The 20,660-nt window shown below is 63.7% G+C and carries 21 protein-coding genes; 17 read left to right on the top strand and 4 right to left on the bottom strand.

Features of this window, described 5'->3' with window-relative positions:
* Window positions 1-43 precede the first annotated feature (43 nt).
* Window positions 44-451 (bottom strand): GxxExxY protein, encoded by a 408-nt coding sequence (locus tag AC1D1Y_RS22080; RefSeq protein WP_477684226.1) that lies wholly within the window; start codon window positions 449-451, stop codon window positions 44-46.
* 31 nt (window positions 452-482) lie between these two features.
* Window positions 483-6,449 (bottom strand): alpha-2-macroglobulin family protein, encoded by a 5,967-nt coding sequence (locus AC1D1Y_RS22075; protein WP_477684232.1) that lies wholly within the window; start codon window positions 6,447-6,449, stop codon window positions 483-485.
* A 203-nt stretch (window positions 6,450-6,652) separates the two neighbouring features.
* On the opposite strand from AC1D1Y_RS22075, the gene AC1D1Y_RS22070 reads away from it, so the two are divergent.
* From AC1D1Y_RS22070 to AC1D1Y_RS22050, 5 genes are all read left to right on the top strand, one after another.
* The gene (locus AC1D1Y_RS22070; RefSeq protein ID WP_477684225.1) at window positions 6,653-7,486 is read left to right on the top strand and encodes a hypothetical protein; all 834 of its coding nucleotides are present in this window, start codon (window positions 6,653-6,655) and stop codon (window positions 7,484-7,486) included.
* Between the two features lie 187 nt (window positions 7,487-7,673).
* Window positions 7,674-8,114 (top strand): hypothetical protein, encoded by a 441-nt coding sequence (locus tag AC1D1Y_RS22065; RefSeq protein WP_477652777.1) that lies wholly within the window; start codon window positions 7,674-7,676, stop codon window positions 8,112-8,114.
* A gap of 29 nt (window positions 8,115-8,143) precedes the next feature.
* On the top strand, window positions 8,144-8,665 hold the full coding sequence (locus tag AC1D1Y_RS22060) for a DinB family protein (RefSeq protein ID WP_477684224.1): 522 nt from the start codon (window positions 8,144-8,146) through the stop codon (window positions 8,663-8,665).
* A 61-nt stretch (window positions 8,666-8,726) separates the two neighbouring features.
* Window positions 8,727-9,719, top strand: a complete 993-nt coding sequence (locus AC1D1Y_RS22055; RefSeq protein ID WP_477684223.1) for a hypothetical protein — start codon at window positions 8,727-8,729, stop codon at window positions 9,717-9,719.
* Window positions 9,694-10,452, top strand: coding sequence for a hypothetical protein (locus AC1D1Y_RS22050; protein WP_477684222.1), 759 nt, complete (start codon window positions 9,694-9,696; stop codon window positions 10,450-10,452). Before AC1D1Y_RS22055 ends, AC1D1Y_RS22050 begins: the two co-directional genes overlap by 26 nt.
* Before the next feature lie 93 nt (window positions 10,453-10,545).
* Here the strand turns inward: AC1D1Y_RS22050 and AC1D1Y_RS22045 are convergent, their stop codons facing one another.
* Complete coding sequence (locus AC1D1Y_RS22045; RefSeq protein WP_477684221.1) at window positions 10,546-11,556, bottom strand: bestrophin family protein; 1,011 nt, start codon at window positions 11,554-11,556, stop codon at window positions 10,546-10,548.
* A gap of 127 nt (window positions 11,557-11,683) precedes the next feature.
* On the opposite strand from AC1D1Y_RS22045, the gene AC1D1Y_RS22040 reads away from it, so the two are divergent.
* The 5 genes from AC1D1Y_RS22040 (at window position 11,684) to AC1D1Y_RS22020 (ending at window position 16,020) form a co-directional block, all read left to right on the top strand.
* Window positions 11,684-12,904 (top strand): helix-turn-helix domain-containing protein, encoded by a 1,221-nt coding sequence (locus tag AC1D1Y_RS22040; RefSeq protein ID WP_477684220.1) that lies wholly within the window; start codon window positions 11,684-11,686, stop codon window positions 12,902-12,904.
* Window positions 12,905-12,947: 43 nt separating this feature from the next.
* Window positions 12,948-13,625, top strand: a complete 678-nt coding sequence (locus AC1D1Y_RS22035; RefSeq protein WP_477684219.1) for a Vgb family protein — start codon at window positions 12,948-12,950, stop codon at window positions 13,623-13,625.
* A 170-nt stretch (window positions 13,626-13,795) separates the two neighbouring features.
* Window positions 13,796-14,407: a glutathione transferase GstA gene (gene gstA / locus AC1D1Y_RS22030; protein ID WP_477684218.1), complete on the top strand. Its 612-nt coding sequence runs from the start codon at window positions 13,796-13,798 to the stop codon at window positions 14,405-14,407.
* A 61-nt stretch (window positions 14,408-14,468) separates the two neighbouring features.
* Entirely contained in the window at window positions 14,469-15,260 is a 792-nt protein-coding gene (locus AC1D1Y_RS22025) for a DUF899 domain-containing protein (RefSeq protein WP_477684217.1), read from the top strand.
* Window positions 15,261-15,285: 25 nt separating this feature from the next.
* Entirely contained in the window at window positions 15,286-16,020 is a 735-nt protein-coding gene (locus AC1D1Y_RS22020) for a hypothetical protein (RefSeq protein ID WP_477684216.1), read from the top strand.
* A 36-nt stretch (window positions 16,021-16,056) separates the two neighbouring features.
* Here AC1D1Y_RS22020 and AC1D1Y_RS22015 read toward each other — a convergent pair whose 3' ends face one another.
* Window positions 16,057-16,920 carry a YhjD/YihY/BrkB family envelope integrity protein gene (locus tag AC1D1Y_RS22015; RefSeq protein WP_477684215.1) on the bottom strand — a complete coding sequence of 288 codons (864 nt, stop codon included), beginning with the start codon at window positions 16,918-16,920 and terminating at the stop codon, window positions 16,057-16,059.
* Between the two features lie 104 nt (window positions 16,921-17,024).
* On the opposite strand from AC1D1Y_RS22015, the gene AC1D1Y_RS22010 reads away from it, so the two are divergent.
* The 7 genes from AC1D1Y_RS22010 to AC1D1Y_RS21980 all read left to right on the top strand — a co-directional run.
* Entirely contained in the window at window positions 17,025-17,624 is a 600-nt protein-coding gene (locus AC1D1Y_RS22010; protein ID WP_477684214.1) for a hypothetical protein, read from the top strand.
* A 92-nt stretch (window positions 17,625-17,716) separates the two neighbouring features.
* Window positions 17,717-18,148, top strand: coding sequence for a hypothetical protein (locus tag AC1D1Y_RS22005; RefSeq protein WP_477684213.1), 432 nt, complete (start codon window positions 17,717-17,719; stop codon window positions 18,146-18,148).
* Between the two features lie 24 nt (window positions 18,149-18,172).
* Window positions 18,173-18,418: an Imm32 family immunity protein gene (locus tag AC1D1Y_RS22000; protein WP_477684212.1), complete on the top strand. Its 246-nt coding sequence runs from the start codon at window positions 18,173-18,175 to the stop codon at window positions 18,416-18,418.
* 110 nt (window positions 18,419-18,528) lie between these two features.
* Window positions 18,529-19,221 carry a hypothetical protein gene (locus AC1D1Y_RS21995; RefSeq protein WP_477684211.1) on the top strand — a complete coding sequence of 231 codons (693 nt, stop codon included), beginning with the start codon at window positions 18,529-18,531 and terminating at the stop codon, window positions 19,219-19,221.
* Window positions 19,222-19,273: 52 nt separating this feature from the next.
* Window positions 19,274-19,555, top strand: a complete 282-nt coding sequence (locus AC1D1Y_RS21990; RefSeq protein ID WP_477684210.1) for a hypothetical protein — start codon at window positions 19,274-19,276, stop codon at window positions 19,553-19,555.
* Window positions 19,556-19,582: 27 nt separating this feature from the next.
* Window positions 19,583-20,047 (top strand): hypothetical protein, encoded by a 465-nt coding sequence (locus tag AC1D1Y_RS21985; protein ID WP_477684209.1) that lies wholly within the window; start codon window positions 19,583-19,585, stop codon window positions 20,045-20,047.
* 367 nt (window positions 20,048-20,414) lie between these two features.
* On the top strand, window positions 20,415-20,660 hold a 246-nt coding region (locus AC1D1Y_RS21980; RefSeq protein ID WP_477684208.1), incomplete at its 3' end, for a hypothetical protein.

The following is a 20,660-nucleotide window of genomic DNA, read 5'->3' as shown; positions in this document are numbered from 1 at the left end:
GTAAATCTGCGAAATCTGTGGATAAAAAAGATTCATCCGCAGATTACGCAGATGAACGCAGATTGAAGACAAGACGTTTGTATTCGAGACGCGGAGTGCCGAAATTAATGAGGAGTGCTCTTTGAAGTTTTGCGGCCTTCAGATAATTGATGACTTGTGCCTCTTCAATCCCCGATAACCCGCTGAGAGCTTTCAGCTCAACAATAAGTTCGCCAAAGCAAACGAAATCTGCGCGATAGATGGCGGTCAGCGTGACGTCGCGGTAATAAATGGGCAAGGCAGCTTCGCGTTCAAATGCAATCCCCCGTTGCCGAAACTCCCAGGTAAGTGCTTCCTGGTAAACGGGCTCCAAAAAACCATGACCAAGTTCATTATGAACGGCCATGGCCGCAGCAATAACGGCAAAGGTCTGCTCATCACGATTGTCTTTATCTGTGTAAATCTGCGTCATCTGCGGATAAAAGGTTTTGTAGAACGCCGCTTCACTTCGCGGCCTCCACCTTCACCCGCGCATTCGGTGACTCGCCGAACATCTCGGGTGCATACATGGCCTCGACCCGGCTAGGTGGCAAGGCGAAATCACCGACGTTGTTCAGGCGCACGGTGTATTCCATCTTGACCACGCCCTTGGGCAGGTATTCGTAATAGCTGCGGAAGGCCTCGAAGCTGCGCTCCTCGAACGCGGGCCAGCCCGTGCCGGTCTTCTTCTCGCCGCCGGTCGCGATTTCGGAGTCGCGGCCCAGGCTACCGCCCAGAATCGTCGCGCCGCCAGGCACCGGGTCGCTGATGACGACCCAGGTCATGTCGGCGCTGGCGTTGACTTCCAGCGAAATGCGGATCACGTCGCCGCGCGTGTAGGTGCCTTTGACGGCCTGCTCCACGGGCGTGATGGTTTTCTTGATCTGGTAGCCGGCGTTGAAGGGCGCCTTCAGCTGCACGGCCGCGATCGACTGCAGCGTGAGCCAGGGCTTGCCCGGGCCTTGATGCGTCACCGTCAGCGTGTCCTTGGGCGCCGTGCCCCAGGGCAGGAACATGCTGTTGTTGCGCAGGTTGCCGGGTGAGGCCGGCGCGCCGAAGAAGGTGGTCTGGTTGGGTGCGCCGGCCGCGTCGGTGGGCTTGACGCGGTCGACCTTGGCCCAGTCCACGCTTGCCACACTGGCGGCCGCGGCTGCCAGCGTCGCCTTGGTCACGCCGGCTACCGGCGTGGCTTCAAACTTGGCCGAGAACTTGTCGAGTGCCAGGCCGCCCCAGAGGTTGGCCGTGGTGGTGTGCCAGGCGCCTTTTTGCTGGCGCGCGATAAAGCCATTGGCCAGGCGGCCCATGTCGTCCTTCCACGTCGGGTCGTCCATCACGGCCAGCATCAGGCGCGCGGTGTTGACGTCGCCGTTGGTCATCAGCCACCACCAGTAGTCGTCCTTCTCGGTGCTGAAGACCAGCTTGGTACCCTGGAAGGACAGGCGCGAACGCAGCACCTGGTTGGCTTCGGCGATGCGCTGCTCGCGCTGCGGCACGTCGGCCACGCGTTTGAGGATGTTGAGCCAGTCGATCACCGCGTGGGTGGGCCACTGGTTGGGCGCGATGGTGATGCTGCCCAGCATGCGGCCCTGGGCCTTGCCGTAGCGCGACAGCGCCTCGAGCGCGGCCAGCTTGCGCACGTCCAGGTCCTTGCGCGGGCTCCAGAACTCGCGCTGGATGCGGCCTTCCACAAAGGCGATCAGGCCGCGCTCCATGGGGGCGCGCGCGTCGTCGGGCAGGGCGAAGGCCGGGTTGATGCCGGATGCCTCATGCGTGGCGGCCAGCAGGTAGGCCGTCAGCGCATCGCTGCCGCGACTCGCTTCGCCGTCGCGCGGCGGGAAGTAGTTGGCCAGGCCGTCGCTGTCGAGGTAGCTGGGCAGCTGCGCCAGCACGGTCTGCCACAGCTTGGTGTCGCGCAGGCCTACCGACTTGCTGGTCTTTTGCTCCAGGCAAATGAAGGGGTACATCGCGAAGTAATCGCGCACGCCGTCCATGCCTTCGGCCAGCTTGGGCTGCAGCGACATCTTGAGGCCGCCGCGGCCGGGCAGGGCGTCGGCCGGCGGGTTCACGTCCAGCGTGAAGCTGCCGTCGACCTGCACCAGCGTGGCCTGCTGCACCGTGAGCGGCACGGCCGGGATGATGCGCTGGCGTGCCTTGAGGCCGTCGCGTGCGCCGGTGATCGTGTCTTTCGCCTCGATCTCCCACAGGATGGCTTCGGCGCGCGTGAACGCCAGCTGTGCGGGCGCGGTGACCATCCAGGCCACTTCGCGCGCCTCACCGGCGGGGATGTCCACGGTCTGCGGTTTCAGGTCGAGCAGGGTGGCGCGCGGGCTCACTTCGACCTTCATCGCGGCCTTGGTGGTGTTGCGCAGGGTCAGCTGCGCGCGGAACTGGTCGTCCTCGCGCACCAGCGGCGGCAGGCCGCTGATGATCTGCAGGTCCTGCGTGGCGCGGATGGAGGTCTGGCCGGTGCCGAACAGGCCGGTGCCGGCGTCGGCCACGGCGACGATCTTGAAGGTGGTCAGCGCGTCATTGAGCGGCACCGTCACCACGGCCTGGCCCTTGGCGTCCAGCACCACATTCGGGTTCCACAGCAGCAGGGTGTCGAGCAGCTCGCGCGTGTTGCTGCGCCCGCCGCCGCCGCCGGCCGCCACGGCTTTACGCCCGTAGTGCCTGCGGCCGATGATTTCCATCTGCGCGGTCGAGGTCTCCACGCCCCAGGAGCGGCGCTGCAGCATCGCGCCCAGCAGATCCCAGCTGTCGTTGGGCATCAGCTCCAGCAGCGCCTGGTCGACCGCGGCCAGCGCCACTTCGGCGTTGGCGGCCGGCTGGCCGTTGGGCAGCTTGGCCGTGATGGTGACCTTGGCCTGGCCGCGCACCGCGTAGCTTTCCTTGTCGGCCTTCACGCTCACGTCGAGCTGGTGGGCCTTGGTGCCCACGCGGATTTCGGCCACGCCCAGGCGGAAGGCCGGTTTGCTCARGTCCACCAGCGCGGTGGGCGCCACGTATTCGCGKCCCTCGTACCAGAAGGAGGTCCACCATTCACGCGGCGCCTTGTAGCCCCAGGTGAAAAAGCTGTACCAGGGCACTTCGCGCAGGCGGCCGCGCAGGGCCAGCACGCTGACGTAGACGTTCGGGCCCCAGCCGTCCTTGATCTGCAGGTTGACGGTCGGGTCCTGGCCGTTGAGCTGCACCACCTGGGTTTCGATGACGCCTTCGCGTTCAATCGCGACCAGCGCGGTAGCGAAGCGGAAGGGCATGCGCACCTGGAACTTGGCCATCTCGCCGGGCTGGTAGCTTTTCTTTTCGGGCAGCACGTCCATGCGGTCATGGTCTTCGCCGCCGAACCAGAGTTCGCCCTGGCGCGTGACGTAGACATTGCTGGCCGCCTGGATGGTGTTGCCGTCCTTGTCTTTCGCGGTCACGATGAGTTCGACCTCGCCCGGCTCGCCGAGCTTGGTCTCGCACAGCAGCAGGCCGCGCGAATCGCTCTTGCCGCTGCAGACACTGCCGAGGTCTTTGGTCTCGGTCTTGTTGTCGTAGGTGTAGAAGCCGCCCACCATGCGCTTGCGGCTGGTGGTGGTGATGCGCGCCACGGCCCTCACCTCAAGCGACACGTCCGGTGCGACCTTGCCCGCCAGGTCCAGCGCCAGTGCCTGGAACTTGATCTTCTGGCTGGAGGAAACCCAGCCTTCGGTCTTGATGCCCGCCACCACGGCGGCCGGCCAGACGGTGGAGACGCTGCGTATGGTCTGCACTTCGCCGTTGGGGTCGGCGTAGGTGGCTTCCATCAGCAGCTCCTGCGGCTGCCGGTGCGTGGGGATGTCATTGATGGTGAGCTTGCCCCCGCCGTTGCGGTCCAGCGTCAGCGGCAGCTTGTCGGCGATCACGCGCTGGTCCTGCGAGGAGGTGGCTTCTTCATCGTCCGCCCTGGCGGCCTGGTCGCGGTTGATGCGCGGCGGCATGAAGTTGAATTCTTCGTAGTCGCTGTAGCTCAGCGATTTGGCCCGCACCAGCGCCGACACGCGCACCGGCAGGTTGACGGCGCCGCCGCCCGAGACGTAGTTGATCTGCACGTCGGTCGGCACGGACTTCACGTTGATCAGGGCTTTTTTCTCGGACGGGTTGATACGCCCTTCGAGCACCGGCAGGCGGAATTCCTCGACACGGAACTGACCGCTGGTGAAGCTGCGGGCGCGGTTGCCGCGGCCGTTGCCGCTGTCGTTCGGGGCCTTGAGCTGCACTTCGTAGACACCGAGCTTGGCGGCCGGCGGGACGGCGAAGGTGTTCTCGGCGCTCAGGCCGCCGGTGGCCGTCTTGCGCCAGCTGATGGGCTGGGTGTATTGCTGGCCGCTGCCCACATGGGTGACGACCAGTGTGGCCGGTGTGGCCTCGGGCAGGCCGAAGCCCTTGCTGGTTTCGGTGCGCAGCAAATGCTTCATCGACACCGTTTCGCCGGCGCGCAGCAAGGTACGGTCAAAAATCGTGTGCGCGCGCTCGTCGGGCATGGCGCTGCGGCTGGTCGGCACGTTGAAGCGCCAGGGCTCTATGCCCTTGTGCCAGTCGCTCCAGGTGAAGGCCAGGTCTTCGACGCCAGCCACCGTGCTGCGCGCGCTGACGAAGTAAGCATTGCTCGAGTCATTGCCCGGGCAGCGCGGCGGCTCGGATGAAAGGCCTGCAAAGTTGGCGATACCCTGGGCGTTGGTCACGGCCTTGGCGACTTCGGTGCCGTTGCAGCCCGACACGCGCACCGTGGCACCCGCCACCGGCATGCCTTTGTCCAGCGTGGTGACCCAGGCCAATGAGTTCTCGCGGCCCAGCTTGAAGTGCACGCCCAGGTTGGTCACCAGGGCCGAAGTGCGCACATACATGGTCCGGCTTGCGCCGTGGCGCTCGTCCAGCAGCGAGGAGCCGAGTTTCTGCGAGGCGATCTCGACCACGTGGAAACCGGGCGCCAGCGGAATGCCTACAACTTCAAAGGGGCGCGGGTCGCCGCCCACGGGTTTGGGCAGGTCCAGCGTCTTCACGCCGGCCTGGCCGCCCAGCAGCGAGAGCATGCGCGACTGCACATAGTCCTTGCCCTGCGAATCGAGCACCTTGGGCAGTGGGCCCTTGACGTCGGCCGCGGCCGCCTTGCGCGAGACCTCGTACTCGTCGTAGCGCTGCACCTTGCGGAACCAGGCAATGATGTCGGCGTCGGTGCGCGGCTGCAGGTCGCTGACCTTGCCAGCCGGGGCGCCAGGTGCCAGGCCCTTGACCTGCAGGGCCGCTTCCACATTGCGCAGGGTCACCGGCAGCAGGGCCGGGTCGCCCGGTTTGGTATTGGGTTCGGCAAAACGTTCGACGATGCCGAAAGGCGAGGCGGCGAATTTCGCCAGCGGCGGCATCGCGCCCGTTGCGACTTTCAGCGGAAAGCTGTCGGCGTTGCGCAGCGTGCGGCCCGAGGCGTCCTTGAAGTTGCTGGGCAGTTCCAGCGAGAACTGGGCCTGTTCCGGAAAGATGGGCTTGAAGGTCAGGTTGGTGACCACGTTGTCGCCGTCGCTGTTGCCATCCTCGAAAGAGGGCTTCAGCGTGTCCTTGTCACCCTTGAGGCGAATGCCCTCGGCTACCTTGCGCGGCACCGGTGCGTTGAAATTCAAGGTCATGGGCCGCATCGGCAGGCAGGCCGACTGGGCGTTTTCGCGCTCGCAGCTGAAGTTGGCCGAGAAGGGCTCGCGCACCTGGAAGTTGTAGCGTTTTTCGACCGAGTTGGGCACGCCGCTGGGCGTGCTCACGCCCTTGCCGTAGACCAGTTGCACCTTGGTGGCAGGCGTCAGGCGGCGGTTGCAGGCCAGCGTGACATAGCGCAGCGGGTCTTTGGCCGCGGCCTTGTCCAGGCCTTGCGACTTGAGCAGTTCCTCGCGCTCCTTGCCGTCGATCAGCTTGACGGGCACACGCTCGCCCAGGCCTTCAGCGGCGCACCAGACGTTCTCACGGATGCTTTGCAGCGTGGCCGGGCCGTTGAGCTGCAGCAGGAAATACTGCTCTTCGTCGATGCGCTCATAGGTGCCGGGGCGCAGGTTCTGCACAAAAGGGCCGCCGGTGTTGAATTTGTAGGAAGCCGGGCCGGCCACGGGCTGGCTTTTGGGCGACTTGAAGGTGCCGACCACGCTCAGCGAGCAGCTCACACCCGGCGGCAGGTCGTTCTCGAACTCGAATGCCCATTCGCGCTCGCTGATCCAGCGGCCCGAGCCTTTGGTGGCCTGCGCGTCGCTGCAGCTCAGCGACAGCGGTGCGGGCGCCTTCGGGTCGCCGAAATTGACGGCCCCCTCATCAAACTTGGCGACCACCTGCCGCACCCGCGCGACCTCGCCCTGGGGCGAAAGGCTGATGATTTGCAGGGCATGGGCATGCAGCGAGACCGCCGCGATCAGTGCCAGGGCGGCTTTTTTCATTGTTTGGCTCACGGTTTCCTTCTCCTTCGGGAAGCCAGAGCGTAGCTGATTTGTATGTAACAAAATGCAGCGGCGACCGGGAAAAATGCACCCAAGCCGGGGCTCGGGTGCCGGCCGGCGCGCCGGCCCTGGAAAGCGCGCCAGCGCAAGGGATTGTTTTGGCCGCGGCTATAGTGGCCGCAAATACAACAGGGGAGGCCTCGATGCGGACACGTTCACAAATTGCAGGGCGCTGGGTGGCCGCCGGGATGGCGGCATGCGCATTTCTCGCCGCACCGGCTCGCGGCCAGATCAGGCAGACCGGCCCTGAGGCACAGCTTGCCTGCCAGGTGTTTGACCAGGCCAGCGGAATGCGGCCGGTACTCGCATCCGCGCGGGCCGGCGACGCTGAAGCTTTTCCGAAACTCCGGCAGCACATGGACGCGCTGCGAACACTGATGGGTGGCAATCTGCCGCCGTCTCTCGACCGTCTTGCGCCTCTCGTGGGCGGTATGGGGTATTCGGCGAAAATTCTTCTTGAGAAGCCCCATGTCCTGCCGACGGTGCAGAACGGCCTGCACGACGTGATTCGCCAGTCACTGGTCCTGGTCAGCCAGGCCCAGGAGGTGGCGGCGAATGAACGCAAGGGTCGCCAGGCGACTTCGCGCGTCGCGGCAGCGCAGCAATTGCCAATACTGCTCGACAGCCTCGCCAGGAATGCCGGAAAGTTTGCCGCCACAGAAATGTCCCAGGATGCCGTTTTCGATTTCGGGCGCAACCTCAATGACATCAGGACATTGACGCATGCGCTGACAGTTGGAAACGCCGAACTCAAGATACCCGCGGTCAGCAACGCGCAGCAGCGCGCCCGGCTGCAGAAGCTTACCGAGGATTTCACTCCGATCTGGACAAGCGCAGGCCAAGCGCTGGGCAATTTGCAGGCGTACGTCACGGCGGACATTGCCATCAACCACCTCCAGAAGGCGTCGTCCGAGCTGGTAGCCGGTGTGCTGGGCGTCTGCTACGCGCCGGGAATCCGTGTGGAGCCGCGCGGCTAGGGGCCGCGGGAGCTGTGTTCGATTGTCTCCAACCTTTGTGAGAATTCCCATGCTTGAAGCCGCACACCCGGAAGGGATCACGAAGCCGCCAACCGCGCTTGTCATCGCAATCGCCGCGCGGGCATGGGTATAGTCCCGACAGGCTTCCTCCTTCCGGAGCTGCCGGCTGATTCTCACGAGATAGATCATGAATATCCTGCGTCATACCTTGAATACCATTGGCGGCCTGATCATGCTGGTCGCCGGTACGGCGCTTGTCGTTTTTCTGTCGACTGCACCGGGTCCCCAGACGGTGCCCGTGGCTTTCATCCTGAGCCTTGTTCTTGTTCCCGCGGTGGCGCATGTGGTCGCCGCGATGTCTGTCTGGCGCCTGGGGCGCGGCAGTTCGAACACGCAATCCGCGCTGGTGGGGCTGGTCGCCGCCACCATCGCGACCTTTGTCTGGCTGGCGTTTGTCCTGACCCTGTCGGAGCTTATCGTCCGGAGCGCTTCGGGTTTGCCCGTCTGGCAGCTCGCGGTTTCATTTCTCGTGGCCTGCGTCGTTCCGCTGGCTTCCGCACTTAATTTTCTGCAGTTGTGGCGTGTTCTCTCCTCACACCTGAAACCCCGCGCAGCGGCTGAGTCATAAGCTGATACTGACATTGGGAGCGTAAACAAATGTCCAACACAACCCCCTCAGCAGGCCTTTCATCCTTTAAGTCCCTGTTCGCCTACAAGGCCTGGGCTAACACCGAGCTGTTCGCGGCGCTTGCCAGCGTGGATGCGGCGGCATATCCCGCCCAGATCCACAAGGCGATCCGCATCCTGAACCACGTCTATGTGGCGGACCGGATCTTCAAGGCGCATCTGGAAGGCAGCGCCCATGGCTACACGGCGACCAATACCAAGGAGACCCCCGCGCTGCAGTCCCTGGCGGCGGCGGTCCAGGAACTCGATGCCTGGTATCTGGCCTACGCCAGCAAACTCTCGCCGGATGCGTTGCAGGAAGAGGTCCGCTTTACCTTCACGGATGGTGATTCGGGACTGATGCGGCGGGAGGAGATTCTGCTGCACATCATCACGCATGGTGGCTATCACCGGGGCGCAGCGGGCGAGGTCATCAGCAGCGCATCGGTCGCGCCTCCGCGTGACCTGTACACCCGGTTTCTGCATGCGAGTGAGCCGGGACGCCGCCAGTAGCCCGGGCTTATGGACTCCCTGATAGCGAAGGGATGCCAGAATCTCACCAGGGAGATTCGACATGCTGCAATGGCTTAAAAGAAAACGCGAACCGGACGCGACCGGCAACAACGGGCTTGTATTGAGCGAGGCGTTTCCTTCACACGAAATTCTGTGGCGCGTCGGCACCCATCTGCCCATTCCCGATTGGCAGCAGCAGCCCTGGCCTGAGGACGGCGACGAGGGCACGCTGCATCGCCACGCCAACGGATGGGCGGCGGCCTGGCTGGATGCGACGGGCATTGCTTTGGACGAGCGCTACACGCGTGCCGAATCGGCCAACTTCATGCTGCTTTCCGTCCTGGAGCCGCGTGCGACACGTGTCCTGCTGGATTATCTGGAGCGCTCGCGCAAAAGGGTGCTCGCCACGCTGCCCGGGATTGCCGCCGACCAGGGCCATGGGAAGACGGTCGTCATGGTGTTTGGGGAGGAGGAGAGCTACTACCAGTACATCTCCCATTACGGCAGCGGCTCATCGCAGCCCGAGGCCTACAGCGGTGGCATGTTCATCGACGCAGGCTACGGCCACTTCGTCTTCACCCAGGGCGCCTTTGAAACCATGGAACCTGTGGTGGTCCACGAAATGACCCATTGCCTGGTCCGCCACCTGCCGATTCCGGCCTGGTTGAACGAGGGCCTGGCCGTCAACACCGAGCACCGTTTTGTCCGGCCGCGCCCGCTGTACCGTCCCCAGGAACTGGAGTTCATGTTCGCCCGCTTCTGGAATGCCGCGACGATTCAGGAGTTCTGGAGCGGCAAGTCCTTCATACGGCCCGACGACGGCCAGGCCCTCAGCTACGAACTGGCCAGGCTGCTGGTGCAACTGCTGGGCAAGGACTACAACGCGCTCACGCGCTTCTGCGAAACGGCGACCTTCCAGGACGGCGGGGAAGATGCGGCGAAGACGGTTCTGGGCATGGGCCTGGACGATCTCGCTGCGATTGTGCTGGGGCCTGGGGAATGGATGCCATCCCCGGAGTCGTGGACCGATGGCACTGAAAAAGGGCAGTTTTAGCCACAAGGAATCAATGATGAAAAAGTATCGAACTATTGCCGGCGCCTTTCTGTCCCTTGTGCGCGGCGCTTGCGTGGCGTGCTTGCTGATGCCCGTGCTCTCCTGGGCCGGCGGCGCGGAATTCGCGCTGCGCTGGAGCAGCGGCGGGCCGGCTTCCGCGGATGAGGCCGTGACGGTGATGGGCCTGGAGGGCAGCCGCAAAGTCACGGAGTATGAGGTCGAGTACTTCACGGTGCTTGCGCATCCGGTGGCCGCAAACCCGCCGGCGATCGGCAGGAGGCGGATCCGGTCCGACGGCAAGGTCGAGCTGACACTGAAATACCGCAGTCCGCAAGCCTTCGACAGCGGCTTTGACACGAAGGCTGCCTGCGCCCTGGGAAAAGATACGAACATCAAGGTGGAGACCGACATCTCGGTGCTCCAGACGCTTCAACCCGGCCGGGCCTATTCGGTGTCCTGTGAGCGTGAAGCGAAGAAGAAGGTACTCGATTTCCCTGAGGCCATGCGTGCGACATCGATGGGCTGCAAGAATCGCATGAAGCGCGTCACCGTCGGCGTGTTCAAGGTGGAGGAGTGGCAGCTTCCCCAGGGTCGGCTTCTCGAGGTGTCGATGCCGGGAAGCGACACGCCACAAGATTTGGCGCTCTTCATGGCAAAGGTCAAGCCCTTGCTGGACAAAGGCGTGGTGCTCGTGGATGGCAGCAAGTCCCAGGCGGGGAGCGGTTGCAGCTAGGGCTGTCAACGCGGAAACCATTCCTGGCGTACTCACCAGTGTCCGGAAAGTTCGGACAATGGCGCACCCCTAAGGCGGCGTAGCCTGCGCCCCCTAAAGAATGATGTTGTTCCGGGGCTTCAGCAGGCCAGGCACCTCCGTCTCCCCCAGCATCTGCCTCAACTCAATCTCCAGCAACCGGCAGACCTGCGCCATGGGAACGTCATTGGCGCCGCCCTCAAACGGGTTCTCGGTGCTTTCGCCGACCTGGTCCAGCGAGATGTACATCCAGGAAATCAGCAGACTGAAAGGGATGGCGAACCAGCCCATATTGCCCGCCAGAAAGCCGCCGACGTGCGTGTTGAGCTTGTCGAACTCGCCGACGATGCCGAAGGGCAGCAGCGCCGCGAAGCTCCAGACAAAAATCGTGTTGATGATGGCGTACTGCCGCGGATAGGGAAAGTTCTTGATGCGCTCGGCCCGGCTTTGCTGGTCGATGAAGTCCTTGAGCGTTTTCTGCATTTCAATGTGCTGGGCCACCACGACCTTCTGGCCGGCGTAGAGCGCGCGTATCGCTTCGCTTTGCTCGCCCATGAGCCGCGTGGCCTTGCCGCGCACGCTGGAAAGCCGGGCCAGTTCCTCCTCGTCGAGGTATTTCCGCAACTCCTGGTCCAGCGGTATCTCCCTTTCGGGGATGGAAAAGAAGGTTTGCCGGTATTCGGCATTCGACTGGGTGGCCGCACTTTCCCAGACCCTTTCCGCGCGCAACTGGTAACGCAGCGCCGTCAGCCAGGCGAGGTGGCGGTAGACCAGGGATTTTGTTTTGTCGCGGTCAACCGGAAAGTCCCGGCAGATCAGGCCCCAGTAGCGGGTGCTGGTCGCGATCGCCGTCCAGACCTGCTGGGCCTCCAGCGTGCGGCCGTAGGTCTGGGCGTTCTTGAAACCCACAATGAAGGAGGTGGCCGTCCCCAGCACGGCGACCACCACCCAGGGCAGGGCGATCCACTTCAGGCCCAGCGACTGGTACAGCACCACCGGCACCGCCGTGACCAGCAGCAGCACGTAAATCCTGCGCCGCGTCCAATGCAGGAATTCGGTGAGCCGGTAGGATTTTCCGATGTGCATGAAGGGCCCTGCTTGAGAAGGCGCTGGTCCATGCGCCGGGTTGAAGAATGGTTTTTCGGCTGAGGGAGAGCTTAACGTCAAGGGAACTGGCGCACAACAGTTCGCCGGAACCGTGTAGCCTACGCCCATGGACTCCCTGATCAGCGCTTCCTCGCGCGCGCTGGCCGCGGGTGACGCGCTGGGCGCCCTCAAGCGGGTGGCCCTGCGCGACGACCCGCCGGCGCTGGCCTTGCGCGGCATTGCCATGGCCCAGCTGGGCGAGCACCCGCGCGCGCGGGAGTTGCTGCGGCGCGCGGCCCGCGGCTTCGGCGCGCATGAAGAACTTTCGCGCGCTCGTTGTGTGGTGGCCGAGGCCGAGGTGGCGCTGGCCATGCGCGACTTTGCCGGCTCGCCGCGCGCGCTGGCGGCGGCCTCGGCCACGCTGGAGGCGCATGCCGACCATGCCAATGCGCTCCAGGCCTGGCTGATCACGGCGCGCCGGTATCTGCTGCTGGGCCGGCTCGACGAGGCCAGGGCCGCGCTGGCGAAGTTGGACGCGCGCGGCCTGCGGCCTTCGCTGAGGGCGGTGGCCGAACTGACCGCGGCCGAGCTGTCCTTGCGCTCGCTGCAGGTCGGCGAGGCGCGCATGGCGCTGGCACGCGCGCAGGCGGCGGCGGAACGCGCGCAGGTGCCTGCCCTGCAGGCCGAGGTGGCCGAGGCACGGGCCGCGCTCGACAGGCCAGCGGCCCGGCGGCTTACCGCCGGCGGCGAGCAGGCGCTGCGGCTTGATGAGGTGTCGGCGCTGCTGGCCTCGGACGCGCTGGTGGTCGATGCCTGCCGGCATGGGCTGGGCGCCGGCGRGCAATGGCGGCCGCTGGCGCGCCGGCCCGTGCTGTTCGCGCTGGCCCGCGCGCTGGCCGAGGCCTGGCCCGGCGATGCCGACCGCGAGGCCTTGATCGCGCGCGTGTTCCGCACCCGGCACCCGGATGAAACCCACAGGGCGCGCCTCAGGGTCGAGATAGGCCGCTTGCGCGCGCTGGTCAAACCGCTTGCGGCCATCGAGGCCACCGGCCGGGGCTTTATCCTGAAGCCGCTGGGCGGGCGCGACGTGGCCGTGCTGGCCCCGCCGCTGGATGGCGACCAGGCTTCGCTGCTGGCGTTGCTGTCCGACGGCGCGGCCTGGTCCACCTCGGCGCTGGCGCTGGCGCTGGGGGACAGCCAACGCACGGTGCAGCGCGCACTGGCCGAGCTGGAGGAGGAGGGTCGGGTGCGCTCCCTGGGCCGGGCCCGGGCGCAGCGATGGCTGGCACCGCCGCTGGCCGGATTCACGACGATCTTGTTACTCCCCGCTTCGCTGCCGATTGGATAGAGTTACCTCCATAGCGCCGATGGACGGTGCAACAGGAGCAACGATGACGAGCAAGACCCTCAAGCAAACCCCCGAGCCCAAGGCGCGCCCCGCCGAGATCGTGCGCGAATACAGCTTCCCTGGCGTCGACGACGTCGCCGGCGTCACCCATGACGGCCAGCGCGTCTGGGCCGCCGCAGGCGCGAAACTGATCGCCTTCGACCCCGCCAGCGGTGAACAGACACGCACGCTGGACTGCGCGGGCGACGCCGGTACCGCCTTCGACGGCAAACACCTTTACCAGATCGCCGAGTCGCGCATCGACAAGATAGACCCGGCCACCGGCAAGGTGGTGGCGACCATCCCGGCGCCCGGCAGCGGCAGCGACTCGGGCCTGACCTGGGCCGAAGGCAGCCTGTGGGTGGGCCAGTACCGCGACCGCCGTATCCACCAGGTCGACCCGAAGACCGGCGCCATCCAGCGCACGATTGAATCGAACCGCTTCGTCACCGGCGTGACCTGGGTGGACGGGGAGCTGTGGCACGGCACCTGGGAAGGCGACGAGAGCGAGATCCGCCGCATAGACCCCCAGAGCGGCGCCGTGATGGAGCGACTCCAGATGCCGCCAGGCGCGGGCGTCAGCGGGCTGGAGTCCGACGGCGCCGACCTGTTTTACGCGGGCGGCGGCAAGAGCGGCAAGGTCCGCGCCGTGCGGCGGCCCAAGAGGGCTTCGACCGCATAGGCCGCGGCCGCATTGAACGCAGCGCACAAGGCATAGGGCCGCGCTGACAACCCCCTTCGGTCCCCGGACCGATACCGAGCGCACCTGTTTCCAGCACGGGTCGGGCAGCGCTTTGACCCATGCAAACCAAAACCCTGCAACAACGGCTTACCCAGCCAAGGAGCAACACCATGAAGCTGTACTACTCTCCCTCCGCCTGCTCGCTGTCGCCGCACATCGTGGCCACCGAGCTTGGCCTGCCCTTTGAACTCGTGAAGGTCGACGTGGTTGCCAAGCGCACCGAGCACGGCGAAGACTACCTCGCCATCAACCCCAAGGGCCTGGTGCCCGCCCTGCGGCTGGACGACGGCAGCGTGCTGACCGAAGGCCCGGCCGTCGTGCAATACCTGGCCGACCTGAAGCCCGATGCGCAGCTGGCGCCCGCCAACGGCAGCATGGCGCGCTATCGCCTGCAGGAAATGCTGGGCTACATCAATTCAGAGCTGCACCAGGCTTACATGCCGCTGTTCAATCCGGCCTGCAGCGATGAAGTGCGCAGCTCACGCATGGCCCATCTGCGCAAACACTACGGCCTGCTGGACGCCGCGCTGGGCCGCGCGACCTTCCTGCTGGGCGAGCGTTTCACGGTGGCCGACGCCTACCTGTTTGTGGTCACGCGCTGGGCGGAATTCGTCAAGCTGGACCTGTCGGCTTTCCCCCGACTGCTGGCCTTCCAGGCGCGCATCGCCGAGCGGCCCTCCGTGCAGGCGGCAATGCAGCGTGAACAAGTCGCAAGCACCTGAGCGCAAACCTTCCCGGCACCCACCCAACCCATCACCCAACCCACTCATCCAGGAGAACACCATGAGCAGCACCACTACCGCCGAAACCTCCACCCTGAACCACCCTGTCGTTTCCAGAGACAAATGGCTGGCCGAGCGCAAGACGCTGCTCGCGCAGGAGAAGGAACTCACGCGCCTGCGCGACCGCATCGCCAGCGAACGCCGCGCCTTGCCCTGGGTTCACGTCGAGAAAAACTATGTCTTCGACACACCCGAAGGCAAGCGCTCGCTGGCCGACTTGTTTGAAGGCCGGCGCCAGCTGATGGTGCAGCACTTCATGTTCGGCCCCGGCTGGGAGCAGGGCTGCCCGAGCTGCTCCTTCATGGCCGACCATACCGACGGCATGAAGATCCACCTGGAGCACCGCGACATCAGCTTCGTGGCGGTGTCACGTGCGACGCTGCCCGAGATTGAGCGCTTTCACCGGCGCATGGGCTGGAAGTTCAAGTGGGTGTCATCCAACGGCAGCGACTTCAACTACGACTTCCACGTGAGCTTCAAATCGGAAGATCGTGTCAACGGCACCGTCAACTACAACTACGGCATGGTGGAATTCCCGGCCGAGGAAGCGCCCGGCATCAGCCTGTTTTACAAGGACAGCGAAGGCCGGATTTTTCACACCTACTCGACCTATGGGCGCGGCGTGGAAGTCATGATCGGCACCTACCCCATGCTTGACCTCGCACCCAAGGGCCGCGACGAGCGCGACACCTTCTACAAGATGGAGTGGATGCGCCACCACGACCGCTACGAGACCCAGGCGGTATTCACCCCCGCGCCTGAGGCCCATGCGTGCTGCAGCGACAAAGCCTGAGCGGCCCCAGGCAGGCGCAAGCATCATGGCAAATCTCTGGCCCTGGCTGGCGGTGGTGGGCGTCGGCGCCCTTCACGGGCTGAACCCCGCAAATGGCTGGGCCTGGGCCGCCGCCTGGGGCCTGCGCTCACGTGACCGCGCGCAGGCGCTGCGGGCCCTGCTGCCGATCGCGGCCGGGCATGCTGCCTCGGTCGCGCTGGTGGCCGGCGCCGTGGTGTGGGGTCTGGCCATGGACCGCTTCGTGCTGCAGATGTGTGCGGGCGGTCTGCTGGCCGCCTGCGCTGTGCTTCACCTGTCGCGCCGCAGTCCCAGGGTGGCACGCGCACCCGCGGGCAAGGCCGGGCTGGCGCTGGCCTCCTTCATGATGGCCAGTGCGCATGGCGCCGGCCTGATGCTGGTGCCGGCACTGGTTCCGCTGTGCGCGGGAGATGCGTCGCTGATGGGAATGGAAGGGGCAGGGCCGCTGGCACTCGCGCTCGCGGCCGTCGGCCTTCACACCGTGGCCATGCTGGCCGTCACCGGCCTGGTTGCCGCCGGGGTTTGCCGTGGTTTTGATGCAGGCGCCCGCTGGCTGGGCGGTCGCAGGTGCTTAGCCGAGCAGGCGAAACAAGCCGTAGAGGGAAAGCAGGGCGGTTACGACCAGGAATCCGGTCTTGGCGGCGCGGGCACCGACCAAGGTTCCGATGATGCTGCAGGCGAGGATGGCGCCGAAGATGTAGGTTGTTTTCATGCCCCGATGGTAAAGCCTGGGCTCACCTGAAAAAGCCCGCTGTGGTGTGAAACCTACGCGCAAAACTCAGGCGCGCGAAAGCCGCCGCGAAGGCTGCGACCCGCCGCGCGGCAGGCTGGCACTGACCAGCGCCGCGGCCAGCGTGACCAGCCACGAGTAGTAGACCCACAGCAGGAAAGCCAGCAGCGGCGCGAAGGCCCCGTAAATCGTGCGGTAGGTCGGCACATTGGCCAGGTAGATCGCGAAACCCTGCTTGCCCAGTTCAAACGCGACGCCGGCCAGCAGGCCACCCGCGATCGCATCACGCCAGCGCACCACGGTGTGCGGCACAAAGCGGAACAGGCAGGCAAAGCCGGCGGCGCTCAAGGCCATGGGCCCGATGTTCAACGCATGCGGCAACCAGCCGGGCCGCGCCACCGGCAGCCCGCTGGAGGCCGCAGCAAGATAGGACGCGGCCCACAGGCTGGCGCCTATCAGCACTGGTCCGGTCAGCAACATGCCGATGTACAGGCCCAGCCGGCGCAGCAGTGGGCGCGGCTTTTTGACCTGCCATATCCGGTTCAGCGTGCCCTCCACGCTCATGAGCAGCGCCAGCGCCGACACCAGCAGCAATGCAAAGCCGACCTGCGTCAGCCCGCCGGTATTGCCCGCGAACTGCGCCAAATGCTTGAGCACCGTACGCGCGATGCCGTCCGGCAGCAGGCCGCGCAGCAAGTGCTCGCGAATCGCGTCCCCGGCCGCATGCAGGGCGGGGATGCGCGCGAACAACGCAAAACTCAGCGCCAACAGCGGCACCATGGACATCACCATCGTGAAGGTCAGGCCGCCTGCCGACTGCGGAAGCCGTTCTTCCCGCGCGCGCCGCAGCAGCCGGCTGGGCAGGCTGCCCTGGTTTCGGCTGGTGTTTGTCGTTGTGGTCGTCGTTGCCATGCGGGGAATATAGCGGGGGCTGTGCGGTTTTAGGCCTGTGCCTTCGGAAATGCGGGGATTTGAGGGGGTAAACGCGGCGTCTGCGCGACAAAGTGCGGTTGAGGATGGCGTTGCATCAAAATGCGGGTTCGATAGATAAATTTAAAAAACGTCCTGACTGGCGCCGACTACTTTCAGCAAAAGGCTTTAGTGTGACTGTCACCCCTGCTCAACTGCATGCATTGGTCGAAAAAGAGCTTGAGGGCATTCGCGACGCGCGTGTCGTCAAACATATTCGAAGCCTGCTCGTGGAACCGCGGGTTCTTTTACGCGCATGGGACTACGGGACGGATGGTGAGGCGTATCCGTGCTGGTCTGTGCTTGACCATGTCAAGTCATCAACAGGTATCGGTTACTGTGAGTTCGGATTTGGGCCTGAATGCCCGTGGGGCTTGGTTGGGCTGGCCGGCTTTGCCCATCAGTCATTGGGAATGGATTCCGGCTGGTTTTCCACGTTCGCCGAAGCATTCTTTGAATCCGCAGCCGCCACCGATCTTCCGATATGGCGCGTCTTCAAACAAGGAACGGGTCTTTATCCGGGTGTGGCTCTTACGACGGAGGCTGGTTGGGATTCAACATGGGAGAAGGTCTACGCACTGAGAGCCGCTGATCCCGATGACCGCTACCATTGCGTTCAAGACATTTGGGTGCGGTCAGATGCATGACGCCTCCGTTCACGTATCGCAACCGTAAGGCATGCGCATGCAAAGTCACACCGAGATAGGGATGAAGTTACATCAAGCCTCCGATCACATCAATGCCCCTGCCATTCCTCATCTCCTGCAAGCTACCCGCTGTCCGCCTGTATGAACTGGGGGATGGCCGCTTTCAGCTGATTGAGCAAGGCCCGATCGCACCGTTGATGTCAGGGTACCGCTATTTCCTGGTGGAGCGGGCGCTTGCTTTGTTTCTTGATCAACTTGGGCTGGAGCGAGCAAGGCAGGAGCCGGCCGTGCTGTTCAATCGAGCCACGGGCGAGGAAATGCATACCCATGTTCGTCTTCACATCAGCCAGTTTTTCACGCAAAACATGCTGCCCGACCTCCCGCTCGGAGGCTTGCGCTTGCTGACCTTCGATGATGAGCATTACTTTGCAAGCCCTGAACTGAAAGCCTGCCTGGAGGTCAGTGCGTTTGGCTACCTGCAGTTCAGCGAGGGTTTCAGCGGGTTTGCGGGGAATGCGGCCTGACCCTGCCCTAGTACCATCGCCGTTATGAAAATCTTTGGGTATGCGAACCAGCAAGTCGGACCTGAGTCTGTCGTTCCGGAGGAACTGGCGGAGGTCACCTTGTGTGCAACGCCGGGTGAACTCCGGCGCATCGGTGAGTTCCTCGTCTTTTGTGCCGCGGAGATGGAGCGCATGGGCGATGCCTATGACCATGTTCACTTGAGCGATCGCATGAAGGAATTTGGTGTTTCCTCACCGCATTTTGTTGTCGCCAGAGCGGAGGCCGTTTGATCTTCCTGAATCCTTCAACCACAGCCTCGAACAGCTTCGTACCCATGGTGACTCTACTTATCATTGGCGCGAACACCTGCGTGTGGGCGATTGGGCGGAAGTGAAGGTTGATGCCTGAGGTGCCGTCAAACCCGGATATCCTGCCGGAGACCGGTTTCGCCAGCTTGCCCTCACTTATTTTCTTCATAGGTATTTTTATGCGCGCTCGGGCCTGGTTTTTTCAAACGTTTCTCCTTGCTCTGCTCCCTGCGATGGTGGCGGCCACCACATTAGCTCCCGTCACAATCGCTGATCTCTATAAGGACKCTGACATTGTCGCGAAGGTTCAGATCCTGTCCGGCCAGGTTCTCGGCATCGGGGAGAACGCCTGTGGCGCGAAATACAACGCGGTGGTGGAAGAGGCATACAAAGGCGTGCGTCAAGGGGAAACCATTGAATTCGGAAACTTTTATGGCTACGAAGTGGGCAACCAGTACGTATTGTTTCTGGTCCGGCCAGGCCGCACGCATGAGCCGATGATGAGCACCAACTCCACGTATATGGATGCAAGACAGAGCTATTTGAAGCGTTGCGCGCCGCAGCTTCGCCGGCACACGGTGATGCACAGTGGAAATGGGGCGCTTCCCGTTTATCGGACGGTTGAATTCAATTACACAGATGCAGTTCAGGTGCCCAGGCGTTATGTGGTTCTCCCGCTGGAGACACGCGCCAAGCCCGCCAGGGTCGGGGAGAGAGGCGAATATTCCGAGATGGTATGGGTGCGCGCTGAAGACATGTCAAAACTTCTGAATGGCTTGCGGTGAGGGCTGGCATGTGTAGCTATTGGCCCGAGCTTTTCCAGCGCTAAACATCAGCATGAAAACACGAACTACTCGCAGTCTCTACTGGTTGACAGGGCCTCTTGTCGCAATCGCCTTGGTCACTTTTTCTGTTCTTGGCCGTGGCGGCCCGGGTTTCTTTTTCCTGTCGCTCGTAGGTGCTTGCCTGTTCATGTTTGAGACCCCGCTTGTCCAGGCTTTTCTGCTCAATACCGAGAAATGCAAGGACTGCCATGGTGCGGCTTGCGCTGCTGCGCTGCTGGTTACCTTGATGACGCTCTGCTTTCCAGTCTTTTTGGGCCTGTTTAATTTCTACTAAAAGGGCGAAGCTACGCGAGGAAATAACTTGGCGACAAAATCAGAAAAACTCTTTGCCGCGTATGCGCGATTCGCGCAAACAATTGTCGGTATTCCGGATAAAAAAGCGTGGGAGCTGTGTCAGGTCGCTGCTGGAGTTCCGGCCTTCGTCGCCGAGGTCCGTTCACGCGACCCCAAGCAGACAAGCTCGCAGATCGTCACCGGCTTGGAGCAGGGTTTGAGGGAAATGCCCGGCCTTATCGGCGAGGTTGATATTCAGTGGCGCGGGGCGGTTTCAAAAGCGCTGCACGACGCGATGATGGCGGAGTACCCCGAATTCCTGCAACTCGAGGCGGCGCGTCTGGAGAAAGTCGTGGCCCGAGGAAAGATCAGGACCGAAGCCGAGTTCTACCTGGTGAGGCACAGGATTGACGTTCTTGAGGGTGAGCCCGAGTTGCCTGAGCAGTTAAGGAATCTCTATGCGTTGGTCGAGGCATATGCAGCCCGTGCTTAGCTTGAAATGAGAGGGAGAAAATGGAAAAGGTCGAAATCTACTGCCCCAAGTGCGAATGGCGGCCCCGTGCCGAAGACCGGTGGTTTTGTGTACCCTCTTGCGGCACCGCCTGGAACACGTTCTGGACCAGGGCCGTTTGTCCCGGTTGCGGCGTCAAGTGGCCGAGCACGCAATGCTTGGCGTGCGAGGTCTACTCGCCCCACGAAGCCTGGTACCACTACCGTGATCCGGTGGCCGGTGAAGGGGAGCCGGTGCGTGAGGAGGAGAAGCTTGTTGCATAACTGTCCAGCCAAGCCAAACTCCAAGACGTTCCGCCGCTTCGGTGGAACTTGGCTGTTGCCAAAGGCCGATTCAAATTTGGAGACCTATGAGCATTGAAAAAACTCATGAACCCGCTGGACAATCCACAGCGCGGAGATACCGGGGCTACGGCTTGTTTGGCGGGGCCGCGGTAGGTCTCTTCGCTGGTGTCCTGATCAGTGGGCCTCATTTTGAAGAGTGGTCCGCAAGTGCATCGCTCGCGCTGGTCCTCGCTTGCGCAACCGGTGGCGCATTGATAGGCTGGCTGTTTCTTTCTATCGCCTCAGGGTCGGTGGCGGGTGGGGGCGCCTGG

The sequence above is a fragment of the Polaromonas sp. P1_G1 genome (assembly GCF_056405595.1).
Note: the sequence above shows the minus strand (reverse complement) of the source record. Positions and strands in the feature narration are given on the sequence as shown.

Excerpts from the sequence above, each read along its gene's own strand:
- AC1D1Y_RS22080 (WP_477684226.1), bottom strand. The coding sequence starts at position 451 with ATGACGCAGATTTACACAGATAAAGACAATCGTGATGAGCAGACCTTT.
- AC1D1Y_RS22070 (WP_477684225.1), top strand. The coding sequence starts at position 6,653 with ATGCGGACACGTTCACAAATTGCAGGGCGCTGGGTGGCCGCCGGGATG.
- AC1D1Y_RS22065 (WP_477652777.1), top strand. The coding sequence starts at position 7,674 with ATGAATATCCTGCGTCATACCTTGAATACCATTGGCGGCCTGATCATG.
- AC1D1Y_RS22060 (WP_477684224.1), top strand. The coding sequence starts at position 8,144 with ATGTCCAACACAACCCCCTCAGCAGGCCTTTCATCCTTTAAGTCCCTG.
- AC1D1Y_RS22055 (WP_477684223.1), top strand. The coding sequence starts at position 8,727 with ATGCTGCAATGGCTTAAAAGAAAACGCGAACCGGACGCGACCGGCAAC.
- AC1D1Y_RS22050 (WP_477684222.1), top strand. The coding sequence starts at position 9,694 with ATGGCACTGAAAAAGGGCAGTTTTAGCCACAAGGAATCAATGATGAAA.
- AC1D1Y_RS22045 (WP_477684221.1), bottom strand. The coding sequence starts at position 11,556 with ATGCACATCGGAAAATCCTACCGGCTCACCGAATTCCTGCATTGGACG.
- AC1D1Y_RS22035 (WP_477684219.1), top strand. The coding sequence starts at position 12,948 with ATGACGAGCAAGACCCTCAAGCAAACCCCCGAGCCCAAGGCGCGCCCC.
- gstA (WP_477684218.1), top strand. The coding sequence starts at position 13,796 with ATGAAGCTGTACTACTCTCCCTCCGCCTGCTCGCTGTCGCCGCACATC.
- AC1D1Y_RS22025 (WP_477684217.1), top strand. The coding sequence starts at position 14,469 with ATGAGCAGCACCACTACCGCCGAAACCTCCACCCTGAACCACCCTGTC.
- AC1D1Y_RS22020 (WP_477684216.1), top strand. The coding sequence starts at position 15,286 with ATGGCAAATCTCTGGCCCTGGCTGGCGGTGGTGGGCGTCGGCGCCCTT.
- AC1D1Y_RS22015 (WP_477684215.1), bottom strand. The coding sequence starts at position 16,920 with ATGGCAACGACGACCACAACGACAAACACCAGCCGAAACCAGGGCAGC.
- AC1D1Y_RS22010 (WP_477684214.1), top strand. The coding sequence starts at position 17,025 with ATGGCGTTGCATCAAAATGCGGGTTCGATAGATAAATTTAAAAAACGT.
- AC1D1Y_RS22005 (WP_477684213.1), top strand. The coding sequence starts at position 17,717 with ATGCCCCTGCCATTCCTCATCTCCTGCAAGCTACCCGCTGTCCGCCTG.
- AC1D1Y_RS22000 (WP_477684212.1), top strand. The coding sequence starts at position 18,173 with ATGAAAATCTTTGGGTATGCGAACCAGCAAGTCGGACCTGAGTCTGTC.
- AC1D1Y_RS21990 (WP_477684210.1), top strand. The coding sequence starts at position 19,274 with ATGAAAACACGAACTACTCGCAGTCTCTACTGGTTGACAGGGCCTCTT.